Genomic DNA, 21,502 nt, shown 5'->3' with positions numbered 1-21,502 from the left:
TCCGCGCTTGCTTTGGTTCTCGGCGCAGCATCGTTGGTCACCCCCATGATTGCGCAGGCCACCCCGCCCGCGCCCACGTTGGAGGTCATCGCGACCCCCAACCCTGTCGGCCAGAACGACTACGCCACCTTCACCGTCAACGTCGACCCCGGCCAGCTCGGCGAGACCGTGACGCTCGAGCAGAAGGTCCTCGGCCTGCTCTGGACCGCGGTCGACACCGAACCCCTGGACGCCGACAACAAGGCCCAGTTCCGGGTGAAGCTGTCGATCATCGCCAGCTACCAGTACCGGGCGAAGGTCGCGAGCAACGCCACCCACACGGCGGGCACCTCGTCGGTCGTCGTCCTGGACGTCGTGAAGGATGCGACGCCGTACACCGTGCCGGGCTCCCACAGCTGCGCCTCGCAGACCCCGACGGTCGCGCACCCCGGAGGTGGCAGCTGGCAGTGCACGTACAACGACGAGTTCAACTCGATGACGCTGGACACGACGTACTGGCACGTCGCCACCGCCGGCCACATGCCGCACCCGAAGGCCGACCCTGCCTGCTACGGCGACCAGGGCTCCGGGAACGTCTCCCTCGACGGTGACCACCTGCTGCTCACCGCCAGCGTGAAGGCGGCCGCGACCGACTGTCCGGGGCCGTCGACCAGGACGTCGCGCAAGTTCGGCGCGACCGTCTGGCACAACATCGCGGACGGCACCTCGCCGACCCTGCAACAGGTCTACGGCTACTACGAGGTCCGCGCCAAGCTGCCCGGCTACCACGGCACCAGCCCCGGCAACGCCATCGAGGGCAAGTACATCCCCGACCTCGCTGACCTGCCGACCGATGCCACCGCGGGCCTCCAGGAGACGTTCTACCTGTGGCCCACGAACGACCGGTACGGGTTCCACCCGTACTCCGGCGAGATCGACTTCGCGGAGTTCTACAGCAAGGCCGGCAACCTGGCGAAGCCGGCGTTCCACTACCCGGGCGAAGGCTCGAACATCGGCGGCTGGGGTCACGAGGCCTGCAACATCACCAGCTCGTACGGCGGCAACCCCGGAGGGTTCAACACCTACAAGTTCCTCTGGACGCCGACCACGCTGACCACCTGGGTCAACAACAACCCGACACCGTGCACGGAAGTCACCATCGGTCAGCCGTTCGACCGCGGGTTCTACCTGGTCCTGATGCAGGCGTACGGCGTCGCAGCCACCGCGAACGACTACGCCCTGCCGGCGGCGCCGTACTCGAACGCCAACGTCGGCACCACCGAGATCGACTACGTGCGGGTCTGGCAGTAGTCAGGAGAGAGAGGAACACGATGGCCGGCGGGACTCCCGCCGGCCATCGTGCTTTCGTTGATCAGACCCGAGCGCCCGGGGCGTAGCGGACGGTCCCCGACGCGGGGAACGTCTGCGCGGAGCAGCCCACCTCGACTAGGTTCACTCCAACGAGGTCGACGACCTGCTTGGGAGGGCAGCCGCGGCCGTGACCCCGGAGTAGCCCGATGTACAAGATCTCTCGCGCGTCTCGGATCCGTTCGATCGCCGTGGTCGCGGTCGCACTGATCGCGCCACTCCTGCTCTCCGCCACGGCGACCGCGGCGGCGTACAACCAGAACGGGCACCTGCTGGTGCGCGGTACCGGATCGACCTACACGATGGGCTACCCCGCGACCAGCGGGTCCTCCAGCGCCGGTTCCTCGGCAGCGATCGCCGTACCGGCCGGGGGTTCCGCGACGTACTCGTTCAAGGTGTTCAACAAGGGCACCACGGCATCTCAGTACGGCCTACTCATGACCGGCGGCACGACCGCGACTGTGCGCTTCGGTTCGGCCGTCGGCAAGGTCGTCAAGATCGGCCCGTACGACGACCGGTACCTGACACCGCTGATCAACCCGGGCGCGTCGCTCACCTACTCGGTCAAGGTCCAGCTGGCGAAGAACTCGCCCCAGGCCACGTACAACACGGGGATCCACCTGTTCCCACGAGATCTGAGCCCGACTCACCCGACCTACGCGATGGATGTCATCACCCTGGTGACCGAGGTCCGTGCACCGGCGGCGGGCACCAACCCGACCGAGATCTTCGCCCGGAACGGAGGGCTCTCCTACGTCGGCGGCTCGGTCGACGGCCAGACCGCCGGTGCCGCCCCGCTGAAGGTCGGCGCCTCCACCACCTTCACGGTCCGGCTCCGGAACAACGGCCCGGCACCGACCAGGATCTGGGCATTCACGGGCAACGAAGCCGGCTGCGACGACGGCTTCACCGTGAAGGTCAAGGCGGGGACCACCGACGTCACCGCCGCCTGGAAGAACCACTCCTTCGAGTCGCCGACCCTGGCGAAGAACCAGACCAAGGACTACACGTTCACGATCAAGCGCGTGAACGACGGCGGGTCCTGCGGTCAGACACCGAAGTTCTTCGTGCAGACCACCGCCACGCGGGTGTACCTCGGGGTCGCTCCGGCTGTCTAGGACAGCCGACGGCCACCTCGAGACCGTCTGCGCGGACAGTTCGCCCGCCGCTCGGCGTTCCGACCCTTAGAGTTGCGGTTCGCGCCCGGACCGAATCGGTCGCCGAGAGCAGGGGACAGCATGGGTACATCTGGGATCGCACGGGGTGCGCTGGCTGCCGCAGTCGTTCTGACAGGCAGCCTCGTCGCCCTTCCGGCGCAGGCGGAGCCCGCGGACGTGTCCGGCGGATGGATCCACCGCGAGGATGCCCAGGCTCCCGCAGCGGCAACGACGTACTCCTCCGGTCCAGACGCCGAGGTAGGGCTCTACACGCCCACCATCAACCAGATCAGTGTGGGCAGCACCCCGACGTCAGAGGGACCCGCGCTCAGCGCCTACTTCGTGCCTCCTCTCGGGCAGACCCTGCAAGCCGGGAAGACCTATCCCGCCGATGTGGCGCTGAACGATGCCACGACCACCCGCGGCCGAATCGAGGTCTGGCGCGACGGCACGATCTGCGGCAAGACGAGGGAGCAGCTGGAGAAGCTGGGTGCCGAGTACGAGGCTCCGGTCCCGGCGACCGGCTGGTTCCGCGTCAGCGAGATCGAGTACGGCGCCTACGGCAATGCGATCCGGTTCGCCGCGACGTACGAGGTGAACTGCCAGTACGTCGCAGGGCCTCCGGGCTACGAAGGAAGCGTCGCCGTGAACGGGTCGCTGGCGCCGGTGCCCCCCGCGCCCCCGACCCCGGGACCTGTGACCGGACTCAAGGCTGTCAACGAGGACCCGTTCAGCTGGGGCTACAACACCACGACGCTGACGTGGAACGGCCCCGCAGGATTCGACGTCAATCTCGAGCGGATCCAGTCCTCCAATCACGCGAAGCTGCACCCGGTCATCAACGCCTTCGACACCCTGCAGTACCGAGGCCGAGCAGGTCGCTACGTCGAGGGCAAGATCGACTTCATGGACACCCGGACCTACCGGGCTCTCGCCCGCGGAGCCACCGGACGCCTGGGGCCGATGACCCTGCTGACGGTACTGGGCACCCGGCTGTCCATCCCGGAGCCCAAGCAGCGGATCACCATCGGTGACGAGGCGACGTTCAGCGGACGCCTCACGGAGGCGTGGGACTACGTTCGCGTCGCCGACGTCATGAAGGGTCCACCGCTCGCCGGGCGCACCGTCGTCCTGTGCCGCCAGTCGGTGCTCGAGGACGCTCAGCGCGCGTGCGTGCCGGTCGATCGCACCACCACAGATGCTGACGGACGCTTCACCCTGTCCGCCCGCCCGCTGAAGAACAGCCGCTACGACATCGCGGTGCCGCCGACCCCCACCATGCTCGGCAACTCGTCCCGCGTCATCAACGCCAACGTCTCCCCGCACGCCGACCTACGAGCAAGCGCGGCGGAGCAGAACGCACGGTCCTCGGTACGACGCGGCTCGGTCATCCGCTTCACGACCTCGCGCGCTCGCGCGGGCTCGCGCGGGTTCATCCGCCTGCAGCGCTACGACGGTCGCACCTGGCGCACGGTGGCGACGAAGAAGCTGGGTACCGGTGGCAAGCGGCTGGCAGTTCCCTACCGGGAGCACAAGCGCGGCCTGCAGGCATACCGGGTGGTCAAGCCCGGGGATGCCCACCACGTGAACGGCTACAGCCGGACCGTGCGCGTCCGGGTGCGCTAACGACTCTCGGCCGTCAGAGCAGGTGCGTGCTCGTTCTTGTCGGGCACCGTGAGGCGGCCGAGCAGCCCGAGCGCGACCACGCCCAGGGCGCTGCCGAAGATCAGCAGCGCGAAGTAGTTCTGCGAGCGGTCGACCCCGAGCAGATCGCCGGACCCGATGGCCAGCAGGGCCGGCGCGATCGCCGGTACGACGGACTGCGGGATCTTCCGCGCGGTGGTGAAGTACCCGAGCAGCCGGCCCGCGGACGCGGTCGGCAGCAGCGTCAGCGCGACCACGAGGTCGAGCGCGAGGTAGGTGCCCAGCCCGCTGCCGGCGAGGACGTGGGCGACCACGAACGCCGACTGCGACGTCGACAGGCTCATCAAGGCGGTGGCCGTGACCAGGCACAGGATCCCGACGCCCAGCGCTGCCTTGTAGCCGATCCGGCGCGCCAGCGAGCGGGCACCGCCGGCCGCGACCAGCACCCCCATGGTGCCGCCGATGGCGGTGGCGATCGCGACGAGCACGGCCGCGTCGTGCGCCTCCTCGCCGGTACGACGGACCAGGTACAGCACGGCGTACACGGTCATGCAGGTGTACGCCGCCTGGACCAGCACCCGCTGGGCGAGCAGCCACCAGAACCATCCGCCGGCACCGATCAGCGTCTTCACGACGCCCGGCTTCTCGGCAGGCGGTTCCACGACGATCGGTCCAGCGGCGCGACCGAGCGAGCGGAGGTGCCAGCTCGTGAACGCCGAGGTCGGCACCGCGAGCACCGCCATCGCCAGGAACACCGACTTCGGGTTCTCCAGCGCGGCACCCAGGTGGCCGCTGAGCAGCATCGCGACCAGGGCGCCCCCGAAGGCAACCGAGGCGATCCCGGACGCGGCGAAGAGTCCGGAGACGCGGGCCCGATCCCGCGCCGGGACGAAGTCGGAGAGACTGCCGAACAGGGCGGCGAAGGTGGCGCTGTAGGAGACCTGGACGCCGATCCAGGCGAGCACCAGCGCGGGCAGGGTGGTCACGTTCGCCGCGACCACGGCACAGCCGAGACCCGCTACCGCACCGCCGATGATCCAGGTAGCGCGATGACCGTGCCGTCGCGCCGACGCGTCGCTCAGCCACCCGAAGATCGGTCCGGCGAGCATCGCCGAGACCGCACCGCAGGTCGTCACCCAGCTGAGCCGGGACTCCGGGGTGAGCGTGGATTCCAGCTCCCGCACCCGGAGTTGGAGCGCGATGATCGCCGGAACCACGAGGGCGCCGAGTGCGGCGAACTCGGTGATGCACAGTGCAGCGATCGTGGCCGGTCTGACCCGGTGGTCGCTCATGTATCCCCTAGTGATCCGTCGGTTCGATCCGAAGGCTAGCGACAAGGACGCCGACCCGGGTCACCTTTGCGCAAGGTGACCCGGGCCGGCGGTCGATCGTCAGCTCAGCAGGTGGCTCCCGCCACCGACTGGCCGAGGGCCAGATCCACCAGGCCCAGCACGTTCAGGTGCAGGGCGGACTGGGTGATCGTGCTGCCGACGACGCCACGCTCGTTCAGCCCGAGCGACCCCACGATGAGGGGCACCGAGATCGGCTGGTTGACGTTGGCGATCGGCTTGTTGTTCACCTTCAGCGATGCGATCGTCGAGGCACCGGCCAGCGCGGCCGGCGTCCCGCAGCTGCTGAGCACCGACGACGCCGAGCTGCTGAGCCCGGTGGCCTCGATGGTCTGGCCGAGGATCACGATCTTGACGCCGGCCACCTCGGCCTGCGCCTTCGCCGACCCCGGCCCCGACTGGGTCGCGGCCGTCAGGACGCCGGTCTCCACCGAGCTCGCCGCCACACCGAGCAGCGGGATGCCCGGGGTGATCACGACCTTGGCGCTGAGCACCTTGTCGGTGGCGGTGGCGCACGGCGTGGTCTTGCCGTTGGCGACCCCGAGGCCGATGCCGAGCAGGGAGAGCGCCGTGCCCCGGCAGACACCGGCCACCGCGACCACCTTGTAGGTGACCGTCTTCGAGGCAGTGGCGCCCTCATTGTCGGTCGCCGTGACCTGGAAGGTCTTGGTCCCGGGGGTCGCGGTATCGATGTTCGACCCGTTCGCCACCGGCCCCTGGCAGGAGACCACCGTCCCGTCGGAGTCGGCGCACGAGTACCCGGCGGGCACGTTCTGCCCGACGAAGTACGTCGCACCCTCACCCGGCTTGACCACGTCCACCGTCGGCGGCACGTTCGGCTTCCGCTTCACCGTGTACGTCACCGTCTTGGTGGCGGTCTCACCGAACTCGTCGGTCGCCTTCACCGTGAGGGTGTGCGTGCCCGGCGTCGTGGTCGGCAGCGCGCTGCCGTTAGCGACCGCCGCACCGTTCTCGTCGGTGCCGACGCACGAGGCGAGGTTCCCGTCGGGGTCGGCGCAGGTGAAGGTGGCGTTGACGCTCGAGCCGTACTCCAGCTCGGCGCCATCGACCGGGCTGTCGATCGTCACCGTCGGCGGGGCGTTGAGCGGCGCGTCGAGCGTGACGCAGGTCGAAGCCGGCTCGGCGGGCAGCGTCTCGTTCGAGTCGACCGCGACGCTGTTGCACGCCTTCTCGCCCTGACGGGCGCTGTTCGCCAGCGTCGTCGAGAACACGACGTCCTTGACCGCGCCCACCTCGAGCTCACCGTCGACCGCGATCCGGAGCGCCTTCTTGCCGGCGACCACCGCACCCCAGTCGTTCGTGGTGCCGGAAGCACCCGGGTTGACCTCCGGGCGGGCCGGGTTGGTCGAGCCGGAGGCCGTCACCGTCAGCCCGGACGACGTCGAGTCCACCGAGGCCAGCGGCAGCGCGAACTGCGACCCGCGGGCCGGTGCGCCGGCCAGCAGACCGGTGTCACCGACGTACGGGAGCACGTCGTACGCGACCACGCCGTGCAGCGCGGTGTTGCCCGCGTTGCTGACCTGGATCCGGTACTTCACGACGCCCGAACCGGCCAGGATGCCGGAGGTCACCGGACCGGAGACCCACGAGCACCCGTCGGGTGCGCCGTCGAGCGGCACGCACAGCTGCTTGACCACGCTCAGACCGTCGGAGGCGCCGACGGCGAGGCCGGGGTAGGAGGTCGAGGCATTGACGAACTCCTCGGTCGTGTTGCCGTCAGCGTCGACGTCCGGGCTGTCCGCCGATGCATTGCCCGAGGCGTAGCGATACTGCCCCGGTCCCGTCGCGTAAGCATTGGCGGTGAGCTCGTACCAAGTCCCGCTGTCCTCACCGGCCCACACGTTCGCGACCGGAGCGGCGCCCGGGACGGCAGCGTTGGTCGGGTACGCCGTGGCCGAGAGCACCGGCCAGTTCATGGCGGACCCGGACGTCGGCAGCGCCACCGGCGACGGGTAGGTCGCCACGACGTAGTCGCGGGTGTCCGTCCCGAAGACGCCGGTGCCGTAGCGGTAGGCGACGCCCGCCGGGATCGAGTTGAAGACCCCCGTGCCGGCAGCCGTGAACGACGCAGAGCCAGGGACGATCTTCCAGCCCTTCGGTGCGATGAACACCGTCTGCGGGGTGATCGACGTGCCCGGCCACGCGGAACCGACCTGTCCGCGGACGCCGAACGTAACGTTGGTGCCGGGCAGGACCGAGCCGCCGCCCTGGACCACCGGCGCGGCGGCGAAGAGGGCGTTCACGACGGTCAGGCCCTGGGTGTACTGCACCGTCCGTGCCGCGCTCGCGTCGACCGCACGGCTCGGCAGCGGGGCTCCGTTGGCGGTGGTGACGTAGTCGTCGTCGACGCCGTCGCCGTCCGCGTCCGCCGGGTAGCTGATCGAGACGTCCGCAGTGTTGGTGCGCTGCTCGCCGATCAGCGGAACGGCGCCGTCGTCGACCTTGAATCGGTAGCCCATGATGAACGAGGTCGCGGTCGCGTCGGCCCGCAGGATCCGTCCGGCCGGCACCAGAGCCGTGGTCGTCGCGCTGGTGAACCAGCGGCCGGCCGCGGCGTCGACGAACTCACCGATCGCGAGTTCGGCCGTGCCGGTGTCACCGACGTTGTCGGTCCACTCGACCGTCGCGGTGAAGTCGTCCGGGGCTGACCAGTTCGCCAGCGAGCTCGACAGCGACGTCGCGGTGATCCGGTTGACCTTGATGTGGTCCTGGTCGAGGTTCGGCTCGTCGATCACGACCGTGCCGTCCACGTTGCCGACGTTCTGGGCGTTGACCCGCCACATCCGGTTGGTGGAGTCGGTGGTGCCGGTCGGCGGCACGTTGAGGGCGTAGACGCCACCCGGAAGGGCACCGTCGCCAAACGAGGACGTCTGGCCACCGACGATGTCCTTGGCGGTGTTGAGTCCACCGAAGGGCGCCCCACAGGCGACGTAGTTGGTCGCGTTCACGCTCTTCGACCCGGCGGTGCGCGCGGAGTCGAGGTAGTGCACGCTCACGTCCAGCGAGCTGGTGACCGCGGTGCGGAAGTTGCAGCCACTGCCGTCCGCCTCAGGGAAGTTCGCCACCGGGTAGGTCAGCTCCACCGAGCGCTTCGCCCAGAAGGCCTTGTCGGCGTCGGGGACGAGGCTGTTGTTCGAGCCCGCGCCACCGCTGTTGTACGCGGCGAGGCCGGGACCGCCCCAGCCGCCACGAGCGCCGTACGACGGGTTGTTGAGCGAGCCCTTCGTCCAGGTGATCGTGTTGTTCACGTGGTCGACGACGGCGTCCGGGTCGGCTGCACCGGTGGCGGTGTTCTTCACGTCGCCGATGACCGCCTGAGCCGGAGCGTGGTAGACGACCTTGTAGTCGCCGGTCGCCACGACGGTGCCGTCGCCCGCGATGCTGGCGCCGGAGAAGATGCGCTCGCTGCCGGTGCTCATCGAGATCAGGGCGACCTGGGTGGCATTCGGACGGATCGTCTGGTTGGCGGTCGTCGCGGCGTTGGGACCGGTCGGGGTACCGATGCGCCAGGTGAGGTGCGTGTCCGAGGTCTTCGAGGAGGCCGAGTCCGACGTGGCGGTCGCCGACATCGGGATGTCAGAACCGTCCGGGAAGAACTGGCCGCCCGCGGAGTCGTTGCCCGCGATGCCCGGGCTGTTGTAGGTCACCGAGAAGGTGCCCGACGTGCCGGCGGCGAGGTTGCCGAGATCGACGACCTTGCCGGTGAGGTCGTCACCGGTGATGGTGCCGCCGCCGGCCGGGGCGACCCAGCTGGCGTAGCGGAGGACGGAGCGGCCGGCGGGGCTCAGACCCCACGGATCGGACGGCGGCGGGGTGAAGTGGACCTTCGTGCCATCGCAGACGTCGGTGGCGCAGGAGTACTGCACCTTGTAGGTGACCGGCGTGCTGACCGGGCTGTTGCCCGCGCTGATCTGCGCGCTCAGCTCGGTGATCGGGGTGCCGTCGCCCTGGTTGACGGGAGAGATGACCAGATCCAGGACGCCGTTGCCCGCGGCTTGGGCCGGGCTGGCGACGAGCGCGAGGCTCGCGGTCAGCGCCGAGACCAGCGCGACCACGAGGCCCCGGCGCCTCCTGGACGGCGCGCGTCGCACCAATTGTCGGGAGAGGTTCATTCGTTCCTCATTTCGGGGGTTCGGAACGCAAGGGCGCGCTCCTGGGAGGGGTGGGAGGGAAAGTTCACGAGGCGGCCCGCGTGGCGAGGTCGAGCAGTCCGTCGCCGATGCCGAGGTCCTTCTCCAGGGCCGCGGCGCAGACCCGGGTGACCAGCAGCGTCTGCCCGGTCTTGTCGGAGCGGGCGCGGATGGCGGCGACGTCGCGGGCGTTGGCCAGCGCGTCGAAGTACTGCTGCTGCTCGAGCAGGGCGGCGATCAGGGTGTTCACGCTGCCGCGCGCCCTATCACCCCATTTGCCCTGCAACAGCGACTCGACCGCCTCTGTCGACGCCGCCGAGTAGGCGCGCAGCGCGGCCCGGGTCCGGCCGATCCTCGCGTCCGGCGACATCGCGGAGAGCTTGTCCAGCTCGCTGGTGACCGGCTTCATCGCGGCGCGGTAGCCGTCGACCTCCTCGTCCGTGGACCAGGCAGGCGTCTCCGGGCGCACCGTCACCGAGGACGTCGGGAGCGCCAGCGTCGGGGAAGCCGACGGGCGGGGACCGGCAGCCGGCGCGTCGTCCTTCTCCGAGGAGCAGGCGCTGACCAGGGTGAGCGCCAGGACGATCCAGACAACGGTCTTCACAGGGGCCTTCCGGGGTGCGGTCTCGGGTCGGTCGTCGCGCACAACGTGTCCCGAGCGGACACCGTCACGGGTCCACCGCCGATCTCATCCCTGGTTTCATCCCTTGCTCGTCCATTACCCTGAGCGCGCAGAGATCCGGACGCCCGACCCCAGGACCGGGCGCCTGACCAGTGCGAAAGGTGGCACGCACGGTGGCCGCGGACCCGAACCCCGACCCCGAGCTGGTAGCAGCGGGAGAGTCGCTGCTGGCGGCGCGTGCGCGAGGCGACCTGGACGCGCTCGCCGAGACCATCGACCGCTGGGGTGTCGACCTGGCCCACAGCCCGTTCGCGACCGCGCTGTACGACGTCGCCGCCGAGCTGCCGCTCGACCTCAGCGCCGCCCGCCCGGGCCTGGCCTTCCGCTTCGAGGACATCGGCCGGCTCCCGATCGGGACGACGCCGCTCGGGCTGCCGCCGACCCACAAGGAGGCCCGGGCCGAGTTCGCCAGCAACGGCGACCTCCGGCTGCGGCAGGCGCTGCTCCCGCTGACCACCCGCCGCCGGCTCGGCCGGTTCGACGAGGCGATGGCGATCGTCCGCGCGGCGACCCCGCTCGCCGAGGCGAGCGTCTACCCCTGGTACGGCGACCGGAGCCAGATCCTGCCGTACTGGTACCTCCAGGCCGGGATCACCGCCCAGGTGGCCGGCGACCTCGGCGTCGCCCGGAGGTTCTTCCTGAACGCCTGGACCCACCGCGACCGGGACCCCTACGGCTTCGTCGCCCGCGGCACCGCCGGCAAGCTCGCCCAGCACGATGCCCTGGCCGGCGACCTGGCCTCCAGCGCGACCTGGCTGGAGCGCGCCCTCGACCAGGGCCGCCGCGCCGACCTGTGGGTCGACCACTTCGTCGAGTCGAACCTGACCACGACCAGCACCATCCACGCCATCGACGCCCTGGACCCGCAGGTCGACACCCACCTGCACGCGACGCTGCACCCGAGCCAGCGCTCCGAGCAGTGGGTGATCTTCCTCTGGGTCTTCGTCCAGCACGCGCTGACCTACGGGGACACCGCCTCGGCGCTGGGCTACCTCGAGGACGCCGTCCAGGCGCGGCCGCCCGAGCTGATCCGGGCCGGCCTGGCGGCCGGGGTGGTTCCGCTGGTGCGGGCCGAGATCCACCTGGCGATGGGCCAGGCACACCGCGCCCTCGCCGACATCGAGGACGCTCCGGACGTCGCCGGCATGACCCGGACCCTGCGCGCCCGGACCCTGCTGCTCGCCGACCAGGCCCCGGCCGCGCTGCTCGAGGTCGAGGCCCTCGGCTCGGTCGCCGGCACCAGCCGCCGCGCTCGGACCGAGTCGCTCCTGGTCGCGACCGCGGCACACCTCGCCGTCGGGGACCGGGAGGCCGCGGTGGAGTCCGCCCGCCGCGCGGTCGTCCAGGTGCAGGAGGGGCATGCCCCGCGGCTGCTCGCCACCGTGCCCCGGACGGCGCTCGACGAGCTAGCCCCCGACGTGCCCGGCCTCGGCCCCCTGCTGGCACTGGTCGACGAGCGCGGGGTCCGTGACATCTACCCGGCCGACGTGCAGCTGATCTCGGTCACCGAGCGCGAGCGCGAGCTGCTCCACGACCTCGGCTCGGACCGGACCCTCGCCGAGATCGCCGACGACAACTACGTCTCGGTGAACACGGTCCGCACCCACCTCGCCAGCCTGCGCCGCAAGCTCGACGCCCGGTCGCGCGGCGAGGTGCTGGCCCGGGCCCGGCAGCTCGGGCTCCTGGACCAGTAGTCCGCGGTGTGCTTCTCCCCCGAGGCGGACCTGGTCGCCGGTGTCGTCGTCACCGCGATCGGCATCGACGCGCTCCGGCACGTGCCACGCCGCGAGCTGGTACCCCTGGCCTCGCTGCCGCTCGTGTTCGGCGTGCACCAGCTGGTCGAGACCTTCGTCTGGTGGCACCTGCGCGGTGACGTCCCGGACTGCGTCGGGAAGCCGGCGGCCTGGATCTACGTGGTGATGGCGATGTGCCTGGTCCCGGTGCTCGTCCCCTTCGCCTTCGCGCGGATCGGTGCGATCCGGTCGCGCCTCCTGGCCACCGGACTGGTGGCCTGCGGGATCGTCTCCGCCGTGCTGCTCACGATCGGCCTGGTGCGGGACTCGATCCGCCCGGAGATCGACGGCCACCACATCGCGTACCACGTGACCACGCCCTGGCAGGTGTTCACACTGGGGCTCTACATCCTGGCGGCCTGCGGCCCGGCCCTCCTCGCGAACGCGGCACCACTGCGTCTCTTCGGCGCCACCAACCTGCTCGTCGTCGCCCTGCTGATCTGGCTGGCCCAGTCGGCGGTGGTCTCGCTCTGGTGCGTCTGGGCGGCGGTCAGCAGCGTGCTGATCAACCTCTACGTACGACGGCGCGCGCGGGTCAGCCCCGAGGCACCAGGCACAGGTGAACCACACCGTTCGGGTACACGTGGGTCTCCTTGAGCTCGAACTTCGCGAGCTCGTCGGCGAAGAGCCGGTCCCCGGTGCCGAGCGCGATCGGGAACATGAAGAGGTGCAGCTCGTCGAGAAGCCCGTCGGCGATCATGGCGCGGACCAGCTGACCGCTCCCGGAGATGTAGACCGGGTTCTCCCGGGACTCCTTGAACGCGCGCAGCTTCGCGGCGTCGTACGGGCCGAAGCGGGTGGTGTTGTTCCAGTCCTCGGCCGGCTCCTGGGTGCCGACCACGAACTTCTCCGTCTCGTTGAAGAACGGCGCGCCCGGGTCGTCCTCGGTGGTGCGGTCGCGCCAGGCCGGCGCGAACATCTCGTGGGTCTTTCGGCCGAGCAGGATCGCGTCCGCGCTGTCGGTGAGCGTCCCGATGGTCTCGCCCATCTGCGGGTCGAAACCGAACTCCATCGTCCAGCTGGGCGACTCGAAGACGCCGTCGAGGGAGATGAATTCGTGGGCTCGGATGACGGCCATGGTGAAGTCCTTCCGGGTTGTGGTGTTCTCTACCCGTACTACGAACGCACGACGCCGGATACGACAGCGCGTCCTACGGTTCGAAGCGGTAGCCCATCCCCGGCTCGTTGAGCAGGTGCACCGGCCGCGCCGGGTCGCCCTCGAGCTTGCGGCGCAGCTGGCCCATGTAGAGCCGGAGGTTGCCGCGGGCGGTCTCGTAGCCGGGGCCCCAGACCTCGAGCAGGAGCTGCTTCTGGCTCAGCAGCTTGCCGGGGTTGCGGAGCAGCACCTCAAGGAGGTGCCACTCGGTCGGGGTGAGCCGTACGTCGTCGCCACCGCGGGTCACCCGACGTGCGGCCAGGTCTACGACGTTGCCGCCGAACTCGACCGTGGGCAGCTCGTCCTTGCCGCCGCTGCGGCGCAGCATCGCCCGCAACCGTGCCAGCAGCTCGTCCATCCCGAACGGCTTGGTGACGTAGTCGTCCGCGCCGGCGTCGAGGGCGTCGACCTTGTCGTGCGAGTCCGAGCGGCCCGACAGCACCAGGATCGGTACGTCGGTCCAGCCGCGGAGACCGGCCACGACCTCGGTGCCGTCCATGTCGGGCAGGCCGAGGTCGAGGACCACCAGGTCCGGCGGGTGCGCGGCGGCGAGCCGCAGCGCCTCCGACCCGGTCGCGGCTGCGTGCACCTCGTAGCCTCGCGCCCGCAGGTTGATCCCGAGGGCGCGGAGCAGCTGCGGCTCGTCGTCGACCACCAGCACCGTCGTCATCCGCCGGCCTCCTTCCGTTCGCGTCGCCCGGGATCCCGGGCCTGATCGGGTGCTGCCACCAGGGTCATCACCATGGTCAGGCCACCACCGGGAGTCTCCTCGGGCTCGAGGGTGCCCCCCATCGCCTCGGTCAGCCCGCGCGCCAGGGCCAGGCCGAGACCGATGCCGGTGGTGTTGTCGGTGTCGCCCATCCGCTGGAACGGCAGGAAGACCCGTTCGCGCTCAGCCGCGGGGATGCCGGGGCCGCGGTCCACGACCCGCAGCTGGACGACGTCGCCGAGGTGGCTGCCGGTCACGTACGGCGGTGACCCCGCCGGCGCGTACCGAACCGCGTTCGCGACCAGGTTCGCCAGCACCCGCTCGGCCAGGCCGGCGTCCGCGAGCACCAGCGGCAGGTCCTCCGCCAAGTCGACGGTCACCGGCAGCCCTTGGACGGCGACGTCGTCGACGGCGCGGGCGACCACCTCGTCCAGCGCGATCGGCTCGGCCTCGATGCTCAGCGCACCGGCCTGCAACCGGCTCATGTCGAGCAGGTTGTCGACCAGGGCAGCGAGCTTGTCCAGCGATTCGTCGGCGGCCGCGAGCAGCTCGGTGCGGTCGTCGGGCGGCAGCACGATGTCGGGGCTGCGCAGGCTGGAGACCGCCGCCTTCGCCGCGGCCAGCGGAGCCCGCAGGTCGTGTCCGACGGCGGCGAGCAGCGCCGTACGCATCTTGTTGGCCTCGGCCAGCGGGGCAGCCGCGGCCGCCTCCTCGCTGAGCCGCATCCGGTCGAGCACCACCGCGAGCTGAGCGGCGAATGCGCCAAGCAGCCGGTGGTCCTGCGCCTCCAGGACCCGGCCGTGCAGCGCCAGGACGACACCAGGCTCGACGGGGACCTCGACGTCGGCAGGCTCCGGGACCGACGGGCCGGCCTGTCCGCGGACGGTGACGCCGCCCTCGTCGGTGCGCTCCAGCAGCGCCACCGCGGAGAGCCCGAAGGTCTCCCGGACCCGCTCCAGCATCTCGGTCAGGGCCGAGGAGCCGGCCAGCACGCTGCCGGCCAGGTTCGCCAGCGTGCGCGACTCCGCGGCGGCGCGCGCCGCCTGCCGGGTACGCCGGGCCGCGAGGTCGACGGTCGAGGAGACCAGCATCCCGACCAGGATGAAGATGACCAGCGCCAGCGCGTTGTTGGTGTCCCGGATGCTCAGGGTGCGCAGCGGCGGCGTGAAGTAGTAGTTCAGCAGCACCGACCCGAGGACCGCCGTGACCAGCGCCGGACCGAGGCCGCCGACGAGGGAGACGATCACGGTGAGCAGCAGGAACATCAGCATGTCGCTGACCAGGTTGAGGTCGTCGCGGACCGGGACCAGGATCAACGCGAGCAGCGGCGGCAGCAGCACCGCCAGCAGGTAGCCGCGGATCTTCCGGCGTCGGCTGACGCTGCCCCGGCCGACCGGCAGCGTCGTCCGGCCGCTGGCGTGCCCGTGGTTGACGATGTGCACGTCGATGTCACCGGACTCGCGCACCGTCGAGGCCGCGACGCCGGCGTTGAGCAGCCGGCTCCAGGCCGGCCGGCGACTGTCGCCGAGCACCAGCTGGGTGGCGTTCTCGGCACGGGCGAACTCCAGCAGCGACTCGGGGATGTCGTGGCCGAGCACCTGGTGGTAGCTGCCGCCGAGCGACTCGACGAGCAACCGCTGCCGGGCCAGCGCGCCCTGGTCGGCGCGGGTCAGCCCCTCCGAGCGGGCTACGTGCACGGCCAGCAGGTCGCCGCCGCTGGACCGGGCCGCCACCCGGGCGGCCCGCCGGATCAGGGTCTCCCCCTCGGGTCCGCCGGTGAGCGCGACGACCACCCGCTCGCGGGCCTCCCAGGTGCTGTCGATGTCGTGCTGCTCGCGGTACTGCTGCAACGCGTCGTCGACCCGGTCGGCGGTCCAGATCAGCGCCAGCTCGCGCAGTGCGTTCAGGTTCCCGATCCGGAAGTAGTTCGCCAGCGCGGCGTCGATCTTCTCCGGGGCGTAGACGTTGCCGTGCGCCAGCCGGCGGCGCAGCGCCTCGGCGGTCATGTCGCGCAGCTCGATCTGGTCGGCGGCCCGGACCACCGAGTCCGGGACCGTCTCCTGCTGGGCGGCGCCGGTGATCTTCTCGACCACGTCGTTGACCGACTCGAGGTGCTGGACGTTGACGGTGGTGATCACCTCGATGCCGGCGGCGAGCAGCTCCTCGACGTCCTGCCAGCGCTTCTCGTTGCGCGAGCCCGGCACGTTGCTGTGCGCCAGCTCGTCCACCAGGACGACGGCCGGGCGCCGGGCCAGCACGGCGTCGAGATCCATCTCGGTGAAGGTGGCGCCGCGGTAGGTCAGCTCCCGGCGCGGGACCACCTCCAGGCCCTCGACCAGCTCCGCGGTGTGCTGGCGGCCGTGGGTCTCGACGAAGCCGATCACCACGTCGGTGCCGCGGTCCGAACGGCGGTGACCCTCGCCGAGCATGGCGTAGGTCTTGCCCACGCCCGGCGCAGCACCGAGGTAGACCCTGAGCTTGCCGCGGGTTCCCACGTATCTAGTCTGCCGTGCCGCTCGCCCTGTCGAGCGCCAGGTTGAGAAGGAGCACGTTCACCCGGGGCTCGCCGAGGAACCCGATCGTGCGGCCGGAGGTGTACTTCTCGACCAGGCGGCGTACGGCGGACTCGCTCAGCCCGCGCTCCCGGGCGACCCGGTCGACCTGCTGGCCGGCGTACCGGGGGCTGATGTGCGGGTCGAGCCCGGATCCGCTCGCCTCCAGCGCATCCGGAGCGACGTCCGCGGGCGGGGTCCCGTCGAGCGCGGCGGCCGCCGTACGACGCTCGTTGATCGCGGCGAGCAGGTCCGGGCTCTCCGGCCCGAGGTTGGAGGCGCTGCTGGCCAGCGGGTCGTAGCCGTCCCCGGCCGCCGACGGGCGGGACTGGAAGTACTGCGGCTGGTCCGCGAAGGACTGGCCGATCAGCGACGAGCCGACCACGACGCCGTCGCGCTTGACCAGGGAACCGTCGGCCCGGCCCGGGACGACGACCTGCGCGAAGCCGGTGAGCGCCAGCGGGTAGGCCAGACCGAGGAGCACGGTCAGCACCACCATCGCGCGCAGCGCGGGGGTGAGTTGGCGGAGTACGGAGGTGAACATGACCAGCCCTTCAGCTCAGTCCGGGGATCTGCGAGACGAGCAGATCGATGAGTTTGATGCCGATGAACGGGGCGACGATCCCGCCGAGGCCGTAGATCGCCAGGTTGCGGCGGAGCATCGTGGCGGCCGAGGACGGCGTGTACCGAACCCCGCGGAGCGCCAGCGGGATCAGGCCGATGATGATCACCGCGTTGAAGATCACCGCGGAGAGGATCGCCGACTTCGGACTGTCCAGCCCCATGATGTTGAGCTTGTCGAGGCCCGGGTAGACCGTCGCGAACATCGCCGGGATGATCGCGAAGTACTTGGCGACGTCGTTGGCGATCGAGAACGTGGTCAGCGAGCCCCGGGTGATCAGCAGCTGCTTGCCGATCTCGACGATCTCGATCAGCTTCGTCGGGTTGGAGTCGAGGTCGACCATGTTGCCGGCCTCCTTCGCCGCCGACGTGCCGCTGTTCATCGCGACCCCGACGTCGGCCTGCGCCAGCGCCGGGGCGTCGTTGGTGCCGTCGCCGGTCATCGCGACGAGCCGACCGCCCTCCTGCTCCTTCTTGATCAGGGCGATCTTGTCCTCCGGCGTCGCCTCGGCCAGGAAGTCGTCGACCCCGGCCTCCTCGGCGATCGCCTTCGCGGTCATCGGGTTGTCGCCGGTGATCATCACGGTGCGGATGCCCATCCGGCGCATCTCCGCGAACCGCTCGCGCATGCCGTCCTTGACGACGTCCTTGAGATGGATCACGCCCAGCGTATGAGCGCTCCCGTCGATGACCTCGGCCACGACCAGCGGGGTGCCGCCGCTCGCCGACACCGCGTCCACCGCCGTACCGACCTCGGCGGTCGGGTGACCGCCGTTCTCGCGGACCCAGGCCATCACCGCGGAGGCGGCGCCCTTGCGGACCTGGCGGCCGTCGAGGTCGATCCCGGACATCCGGGTCTGCGCGGTGAACGGCACGAAGGTCGCCCGAGCAAGCTCGCCCTCCGTACGTTCGCGGAGCCCGTGCACGTTCTTGGTCAGGACGACGATCGAGCGGCCCTCCGGCGTCTCGTCGGCCAGGCTGGAGAGCTGGGCGGCGTCGGCGAGCCGCTCGCCCTCGACGCCGGGAGCCGGGATCAGCTCCGAGGCCTGCCGGTTGCCGAGCGTGATGGTGCCGGTCTTGTCGAGCAGCAGCGTGTTCACGTCACCGGCTGCCTCGACCGCGCGGCCGGACATCGCCAGCACGTTGTGCTGCACCAGCCGGTCCATCCCGGCGATGCCGATCGCGGAGAGCAGCGCGCCGATGGTGGTCGGGATCAGGCAGACCAGCAGGGCGACCAGCACGATGATCGACTGCTCGGCGCCGGAGTAGATCGCGAACGGCTGCAGCGTGGCGGTGGTCGCGACGAAGACGATCGTCAGGCTCGCCAGCAGGATGTTCAGGGCGATCTCGTTCGGCGTCTTCTGCCGGGTGGCGCCCTCGACGAGCGCGATCATCCGGTCGATGAAGCTCTCGCCCGGCTTCGCGGTGATCTGGACGACGATCCGGTCCGACAGCACCCGGGTGCCGCCGGTGACCGAGCTCCGGTCGCCGCCGGACTCCCGGATCACCGGGGCGGACTCACCGGTGATCGCCGACTCGTCCACGCTGGCGACGCCTTCGATGACGTCGCCGTCACCCGGGATGACCTGGCCCGCGACGACGATGACCTGGTCGCCGAGCCGCAGCTCGCTGGCCATCACCTCCTCGGTGCCCCCGGAAGCGGCACCGCCGACCACGCGCTGCGCGGTCGTCTCGGTCTTGGCCTTGCGCAGCGTCGCCGCCTGGGCCTTGCCGCGCCCCTCGGCGACGGCCTCGGCCAGGTTGGCGAAGAGCACCGTCAGCCAGAGCCAGGCCACCACGGTCCAGGCGAACACGCCCGGGTCGAAGATCGCCGACAGCGTGGAGAAGACCGCGCCGATCTCGACGACGAACATCACCGGGTTGCGGACCATCGTCCTCGGGTCGAGCTTGCGGGCCGCATCCGGCAACGACGTCCAGAGCATCTTCGGGTCGAGCAGGCCGCCGCCAACCCGGGTCGGCGGTGCCGACGGTTCGGGGGTGGGTGCCGGTTCGTGGGTCAGGGTGGTCATCACAGGCCTTCCGCAAGAGGACCAAGAGCAAGGACGGGGAAGAAGGTCAGCCCGGCGACGATCACCGTGACGCCGGTCAGCATCACGACGAAGAGCGGGCCGTGGGTCGGCAGCGTTCCGGGCGTCTCGGGGACCTTCTGCTGGCGGCCGAAGGAGCCGGCCAGGGCGAGGACGAGCACGATCGGGATGAACCGTCCGAGCAGCATCGCGATCGCCAGGGCGGTGTTGTAGAAGTTCGTGTTCGCCGAGAGTCCGCCGAACGCCGAGCCGTTGTTGTTGGCCGCCGACATGAAGCCGTAGAGCACTTCGGAGAGGCCGTGCGGGCCGGAGCTGAGCATGGAGGCCCGGGTCGAGGAGAACGACATCGCGATCCCGGTCCCGATCAGCACGATCAACGGCATCGTCAGGATGTAGAGCGAGACCAGCTTGATCTCGCGCCCGGTGATCTTCTTGCGCAGGTACTCCGGCGTACGACCCACCATCAGGCCGGCGATGAAGACCGCCATGATCGCCAGCACGAGCATCCCGTAGAGCCCGGAGCCGACACCACCGGGTGCCACCTCGCCGAGGCCCATGTTGAAGATCAGCGCACCGCCGCCGACCCCCGTGTACGACGAGTGGAACGAGTTGACCGCACCGGTCGACGTACCGGTGGTGGAGACCGCGAACAACGCGGACGCCCATTCGCCGAACCGGGTCTCCTTACCCTCCATCGCGGCTCCGGCCGCCTGCAGCGCCGTCCCGTGGTGGTTCACCTCGAGAGCAGTCACCGCCAGCACCAGCGTGCCCCACAGGGTCGCCATCACACCGAGCACCGCGAGGCCCTGGCGACGGTCGCCGACCAGGGTGCCGAAGGTCCGGGTCAGCGCGACCGGGATCAGCATCAGCAGGAAGATCTCGAAGACGTTGCTGAACGGGTTCGGGTTCTCGAACGGGTGCGCGGAGTTGGCGTTGTAGAAGCCGCCGCCGTTGGTCCCGAGCTCCTTGATCACTTCCTGGGAGGCCACCGGGCCGCCCGTGATCGTCTGGTGCTGACCGGCCAGCGTGCTGGCGTCCACACCACCGGAGAAGTTCTGCACCACGCCGGTGAGGATCAGCACCACGGCACCGACCGCGGCGAGCGGCAGCAGGATCCGTACGACGACCCGGACCAGGTCGACCCAGAAGTTCCCGAGCACGTCGGTGCGTGACCGGACGAACCCGCGGATCAGGGCGACCGCGACGCAGAGACCGACAGCGGCGGAGACGAAGTTCTGGACGGCCAGGCCGCCCATCTGGACCAGGTGGCCCATGGTGGCCTCGCCCGAGTAGGCCTGCCAGTTGGTGTTGGTCACGAACGAGACCGCGGTGTTGAACGCCAGTCCCGGTTCGACGCCGGGGAAGCCCAGCGAGAGCGGCAGGTGCTCCTGCACCCGCTGCAGCACGAACAGCAGCACGACGCCGACCGCGGAGAACGCGAGCACCGAGGCGGCGTAGATGGTCCAGCGCTGCTCGGACCTCGCGTCGACCCCGACGAGGCGGTAGATCCCGCGCTCGACCTTGAGGTCCTTGTCCGTGGTGAGCGAGCGGGCGATGTAGTCGCCGAGCGGACGCCAGCAGAGTGCGAGCGCAGCGATCAGGGCACCGACCTGGAGCAGGCCGGCCAGGGTGTCGGGCATGTCAGAAACGCTCCGGGAAGAGGAGGGCGACCACGAGGTAGCCGAGGATGAGGATGCTGAGGATCAAGCCGATGAGGTTCTCCCCGCTGATTTCTGGGCTCACAGCCGGTCCACCCCTTTCAGGATCAGGAGGATCAGGACGAAGAGCGCGCCGATGAGGAGCAGGAAGGTCACGTCACCCATGGCGGACCTCCCGGACGGTGCCGGTGTCGTGGAGCGACCGGACCAGCTGGGCGATAGCCACCGTGGCGACCGCGAAGCCGGCGAGCCGGACCAGGTCGCCGGCGGCGAAGGTCAGCTGGCCGAGGCTGTTCTCGGTGAACCCGGTGTAGAAGGCCCACACCACGATGCCGAGCGCCAGCGCGATCAGGCCCGGGAGCCGGACTGCGGCCAGGCCGCCGACGAGCAGCACCGCTGCCCCGGTGCCGACGGCGCCGAAGCCGGAGAGGCCGGCGATGAGGAAGGTGACGATCACCAGTCCGGTGGCGATCCCGAACCAGATCCCGGGGTCGTCGACCAGGGACTCGGGTCGTTGCGTCTGAGTGGGCATGGCACCAGCAAACGCCCGTCGGAACCTTGATTCCATCGCCCTAACACCCCCCTAACCGCGGGAGGTCGTTTCCTCACACGACGCACACGACCGGTTCCGGTGC

At 70.3% G+C, this 21,502-nt stretch carries 16 protein-coding genes; 5 read left to right on the top strand and 11 right to left on the bottom strand.

Annotation, left to right across the window (positions count from 1 at the left end):
• Positions 1–45: 45 nt before the first annotated feature.
• From EFK50_RS09325 to EFK50_RS09315, 3 genes are all read left to right on the top strand, one after another.
• Complete coding sequence (locus EFK50_RS09325) at positions 46–1,290, top strand: glycoside hydrolase family 16 protein (RefSeq protein ID WP_123227312.1); 1,245 nt, start codon at positions 46–48, stop codon at positions 1,288–1,290.
• A gap of 206 nt (positions 1,291–1,496) precedes the next feature.
• The gene (locus tag EFK50_RS09320; protein ID WP_123227311.1) at positions 1,497–2,465 is read left to right on the top strand and encodes a hypothetical protein; all 969 of its coding nucleotides are present in this window, start codon (positions 1,497–1,499) and stop codon (positions 2,463–2,465) included.
• Positions 2,466–2,585: 120 nt separating this feature from the next.
• Complete coding sequence (locus EFK50_RS09315) at positions 2,586–4,130, top strand: hypothetical protein (protein WP_148046107.1); 1,545 nt, start codon at positions 2,586–2,588, stop codon at positions 4,128–4,130.
• Here the strand turns inward: EFK50_RS09315 and EFK50_RS09310 are convergent.
• The 3 genes from EFK50_RS09310 to EFK50_RS09300 form a co-directional block, all read right to left on the bottom strand.
• Positions 4,127–5,440 (bottom strand): MFS transporter, encoded by a 1,314-nt coding sequence (locus tag EFK50_RS09310; RefSeq protein ID WP_123227309.1) that lies wholly within the window; start codon positions 5,438–5,440, stop codon positions 4,127–4,129. The genes EFK50_RS09315 and EFK50_RS09310 overlap by 4 nt on opposite strands.
• 104 nt (positions 5,441–5,544) lie before the next feature.
• Complete coding sequence (locus tag EFK50_RS09305) at positions 5,545–9,630, bottom strand: hypothetical protein (RefSeq protein WP_148046106.1); 4,086 nt, start codon at positions 9,628–9,630, stop codon at positions 5,545–5,547.
• Positions 9,631–9,694: 64 nt separating this feature from the next.
• Positions 9,695–10,252: a hypothetical protein gene (locus EFK50_RS09300; protein WP_123227307.1), complete on the bottom strand. Its 558-nt coding sequence runs from the start codon at positions 10,250–10,252 to the stop codon at positions 9,695–9,697.
• A 179-nt stretch (positions 10,253–10,431) separates the two neighbouring features.
• Here EFK50_RS09300 and EFK50_RS09295 point away from each other — a divergent pair, with 179 nt between their 5' ends.
• Together EFK50_RS09295 and EFK50_RS09290 are read left to right on the top strand one after the other, a co-directional pair.
• Positions 10,432–12,024 (top strand): LuxR C-terminal-related transcriptional regulator, encoded by a 1,593-nt coding sequence (locus EFK50_RS09295; RefSeq protein ID WP_221177339.1) that lies wholly within the window; start codon positions 10,432–10,434, stop codon positions 12,022–12,024.
• Positions 12,025–12,030: 6 nt separating this feature from the next.
• Complete coding sequence (locus tag EFK50_RS09290; protein WP_123227305.1) at positions 12,031–12,720, top strand: DUF6629 family protein; 690 nt, start codon at positions 12,031–12,033, stop codon at positions 12,718–12,720.
• On the opposite strand, the gene EFK50_RS09285 is transcribed toward EFK50_RS09290, so the two are convergent.
• The 8 genes from EFK50_RS09285 to EFK50_RS09250 form a co-directional block, all read right to left on the bottom strand.
• Positions 12,659–13,201, bottom strand: coding sequence for a dihydrofolate reductase family protein (locus EFK50_RS09285; protein WP_123227304.1), 543 nt, complete (start codon positions 13,199–13,201; stop codon positions 12,659–12,661). The genes EFK50_RS09290 and EFK50_RS09285 overlap by 62 nt on opposite strands.
• Positions 13,202–13,274: 73 nt before the next feature.
• Positions 13,275–13,949, bottom strand: a complete 675-nt coding sequence (locus EFK50_RS09280) for a response regulator (protein WP_123227303.1) — start codon at positions 13,947–13,949, stop codon at positions 13,275–13,277.
• Positions 13,946–16,483, bottom strand: coding sequence for a DUF4118 domain-containing protein (locus EFK50_RS09275; RefSeq protein ID WP_123227302.1), 2,538 nt, complete (start codon positions 16,481–16,483; stop codon positions 13,946–13,948). The genes EFK50_RS09280 and EFK50_RS09275 overlap by 4 nt, the downstream gene beginning before the upstream one ends.
• A gap of 4 nt (positions 16,484–16,487) precedes the next feature.
• The gene (gene kdpC, locus EFK50_RS09270) at positions 16,488–17,084 is read right to left on the bottom strand and encodes a potassium-transporting ATPase subunit KdpC (protein WP_123227301.1); all 597 of its coding nucleotides are present in this window, start codon (positions 17,082–17,084) and stop codon (positions 16,488–16,490) included.
• Between the two features lie 10 nt (positions 17,085–17,094).
• On the bottom strand, positions 17,095–19,104 hold the full coding sequence (gene kdpB / locus EFK50_RS09265) for a potassium-transporting ATPase subunit KdpB (RefSeq protein WP_246004184.1): 2,010 nt from the start codon (positions 19,102–19,104) through the stop codon (positions 17,095–17,097).
• An 86-nt stretch (positions 19,105–19,190) separates the two neighbouring features.
• Positions 19,191–20,849, bottom strand: a complete 1,659-nt coding sequence (gene kdpA, locus EFK50_RS09260) for a potassium-transporting ATPase subunit KdpA (protein WP_123227299.1) — start codon at positions 20,847–20,849, stop codon at positions 19,191–19,193.
• A gap of 1 nt (position 20,850) precedes the next feature.
• Positions 20,851–20,952: a K(+)-transporting ATPase subunit F gene (kdpF, locus tag EFK50_RS09255; RefSeq protein WP_221177338.1), complete on the bottom strand. Its 102-nt coding sequence runs from the start codon at positions 20,950–20,952 to the stop codon at positions 20,851–20,853.
• 72 nt (positions 20,953–21,024) lie between these two features.
• Entirely contained in the window at positions 21,025–21,399 is a 375-nt protein-coding gene (locus tag EFK50_RS09250) for a hypothetical protein (RefSeq protein ID WP_123227298.1), read from the bottom strand.
• Positions 21,400–21,502: the final 103 nt, after the last annotated feature.

Source organism: Nocardioides marmoriginsengisoli, assembly GCF_003725695.1.
In the GTDB taxonomy this organism is placed as follows: Bacteria; Actinomycetota; Actinomycetes; order Propionibacteriales; family Nocardioidaceae; genus Marmoricola; species Marmoricola marmoriginsengisoli.
The sequence above is the reverse complement of the archived record's forward strand: the minus strand, read 5'-3'. Positions and strand labels throughout refer to the sequence as shown.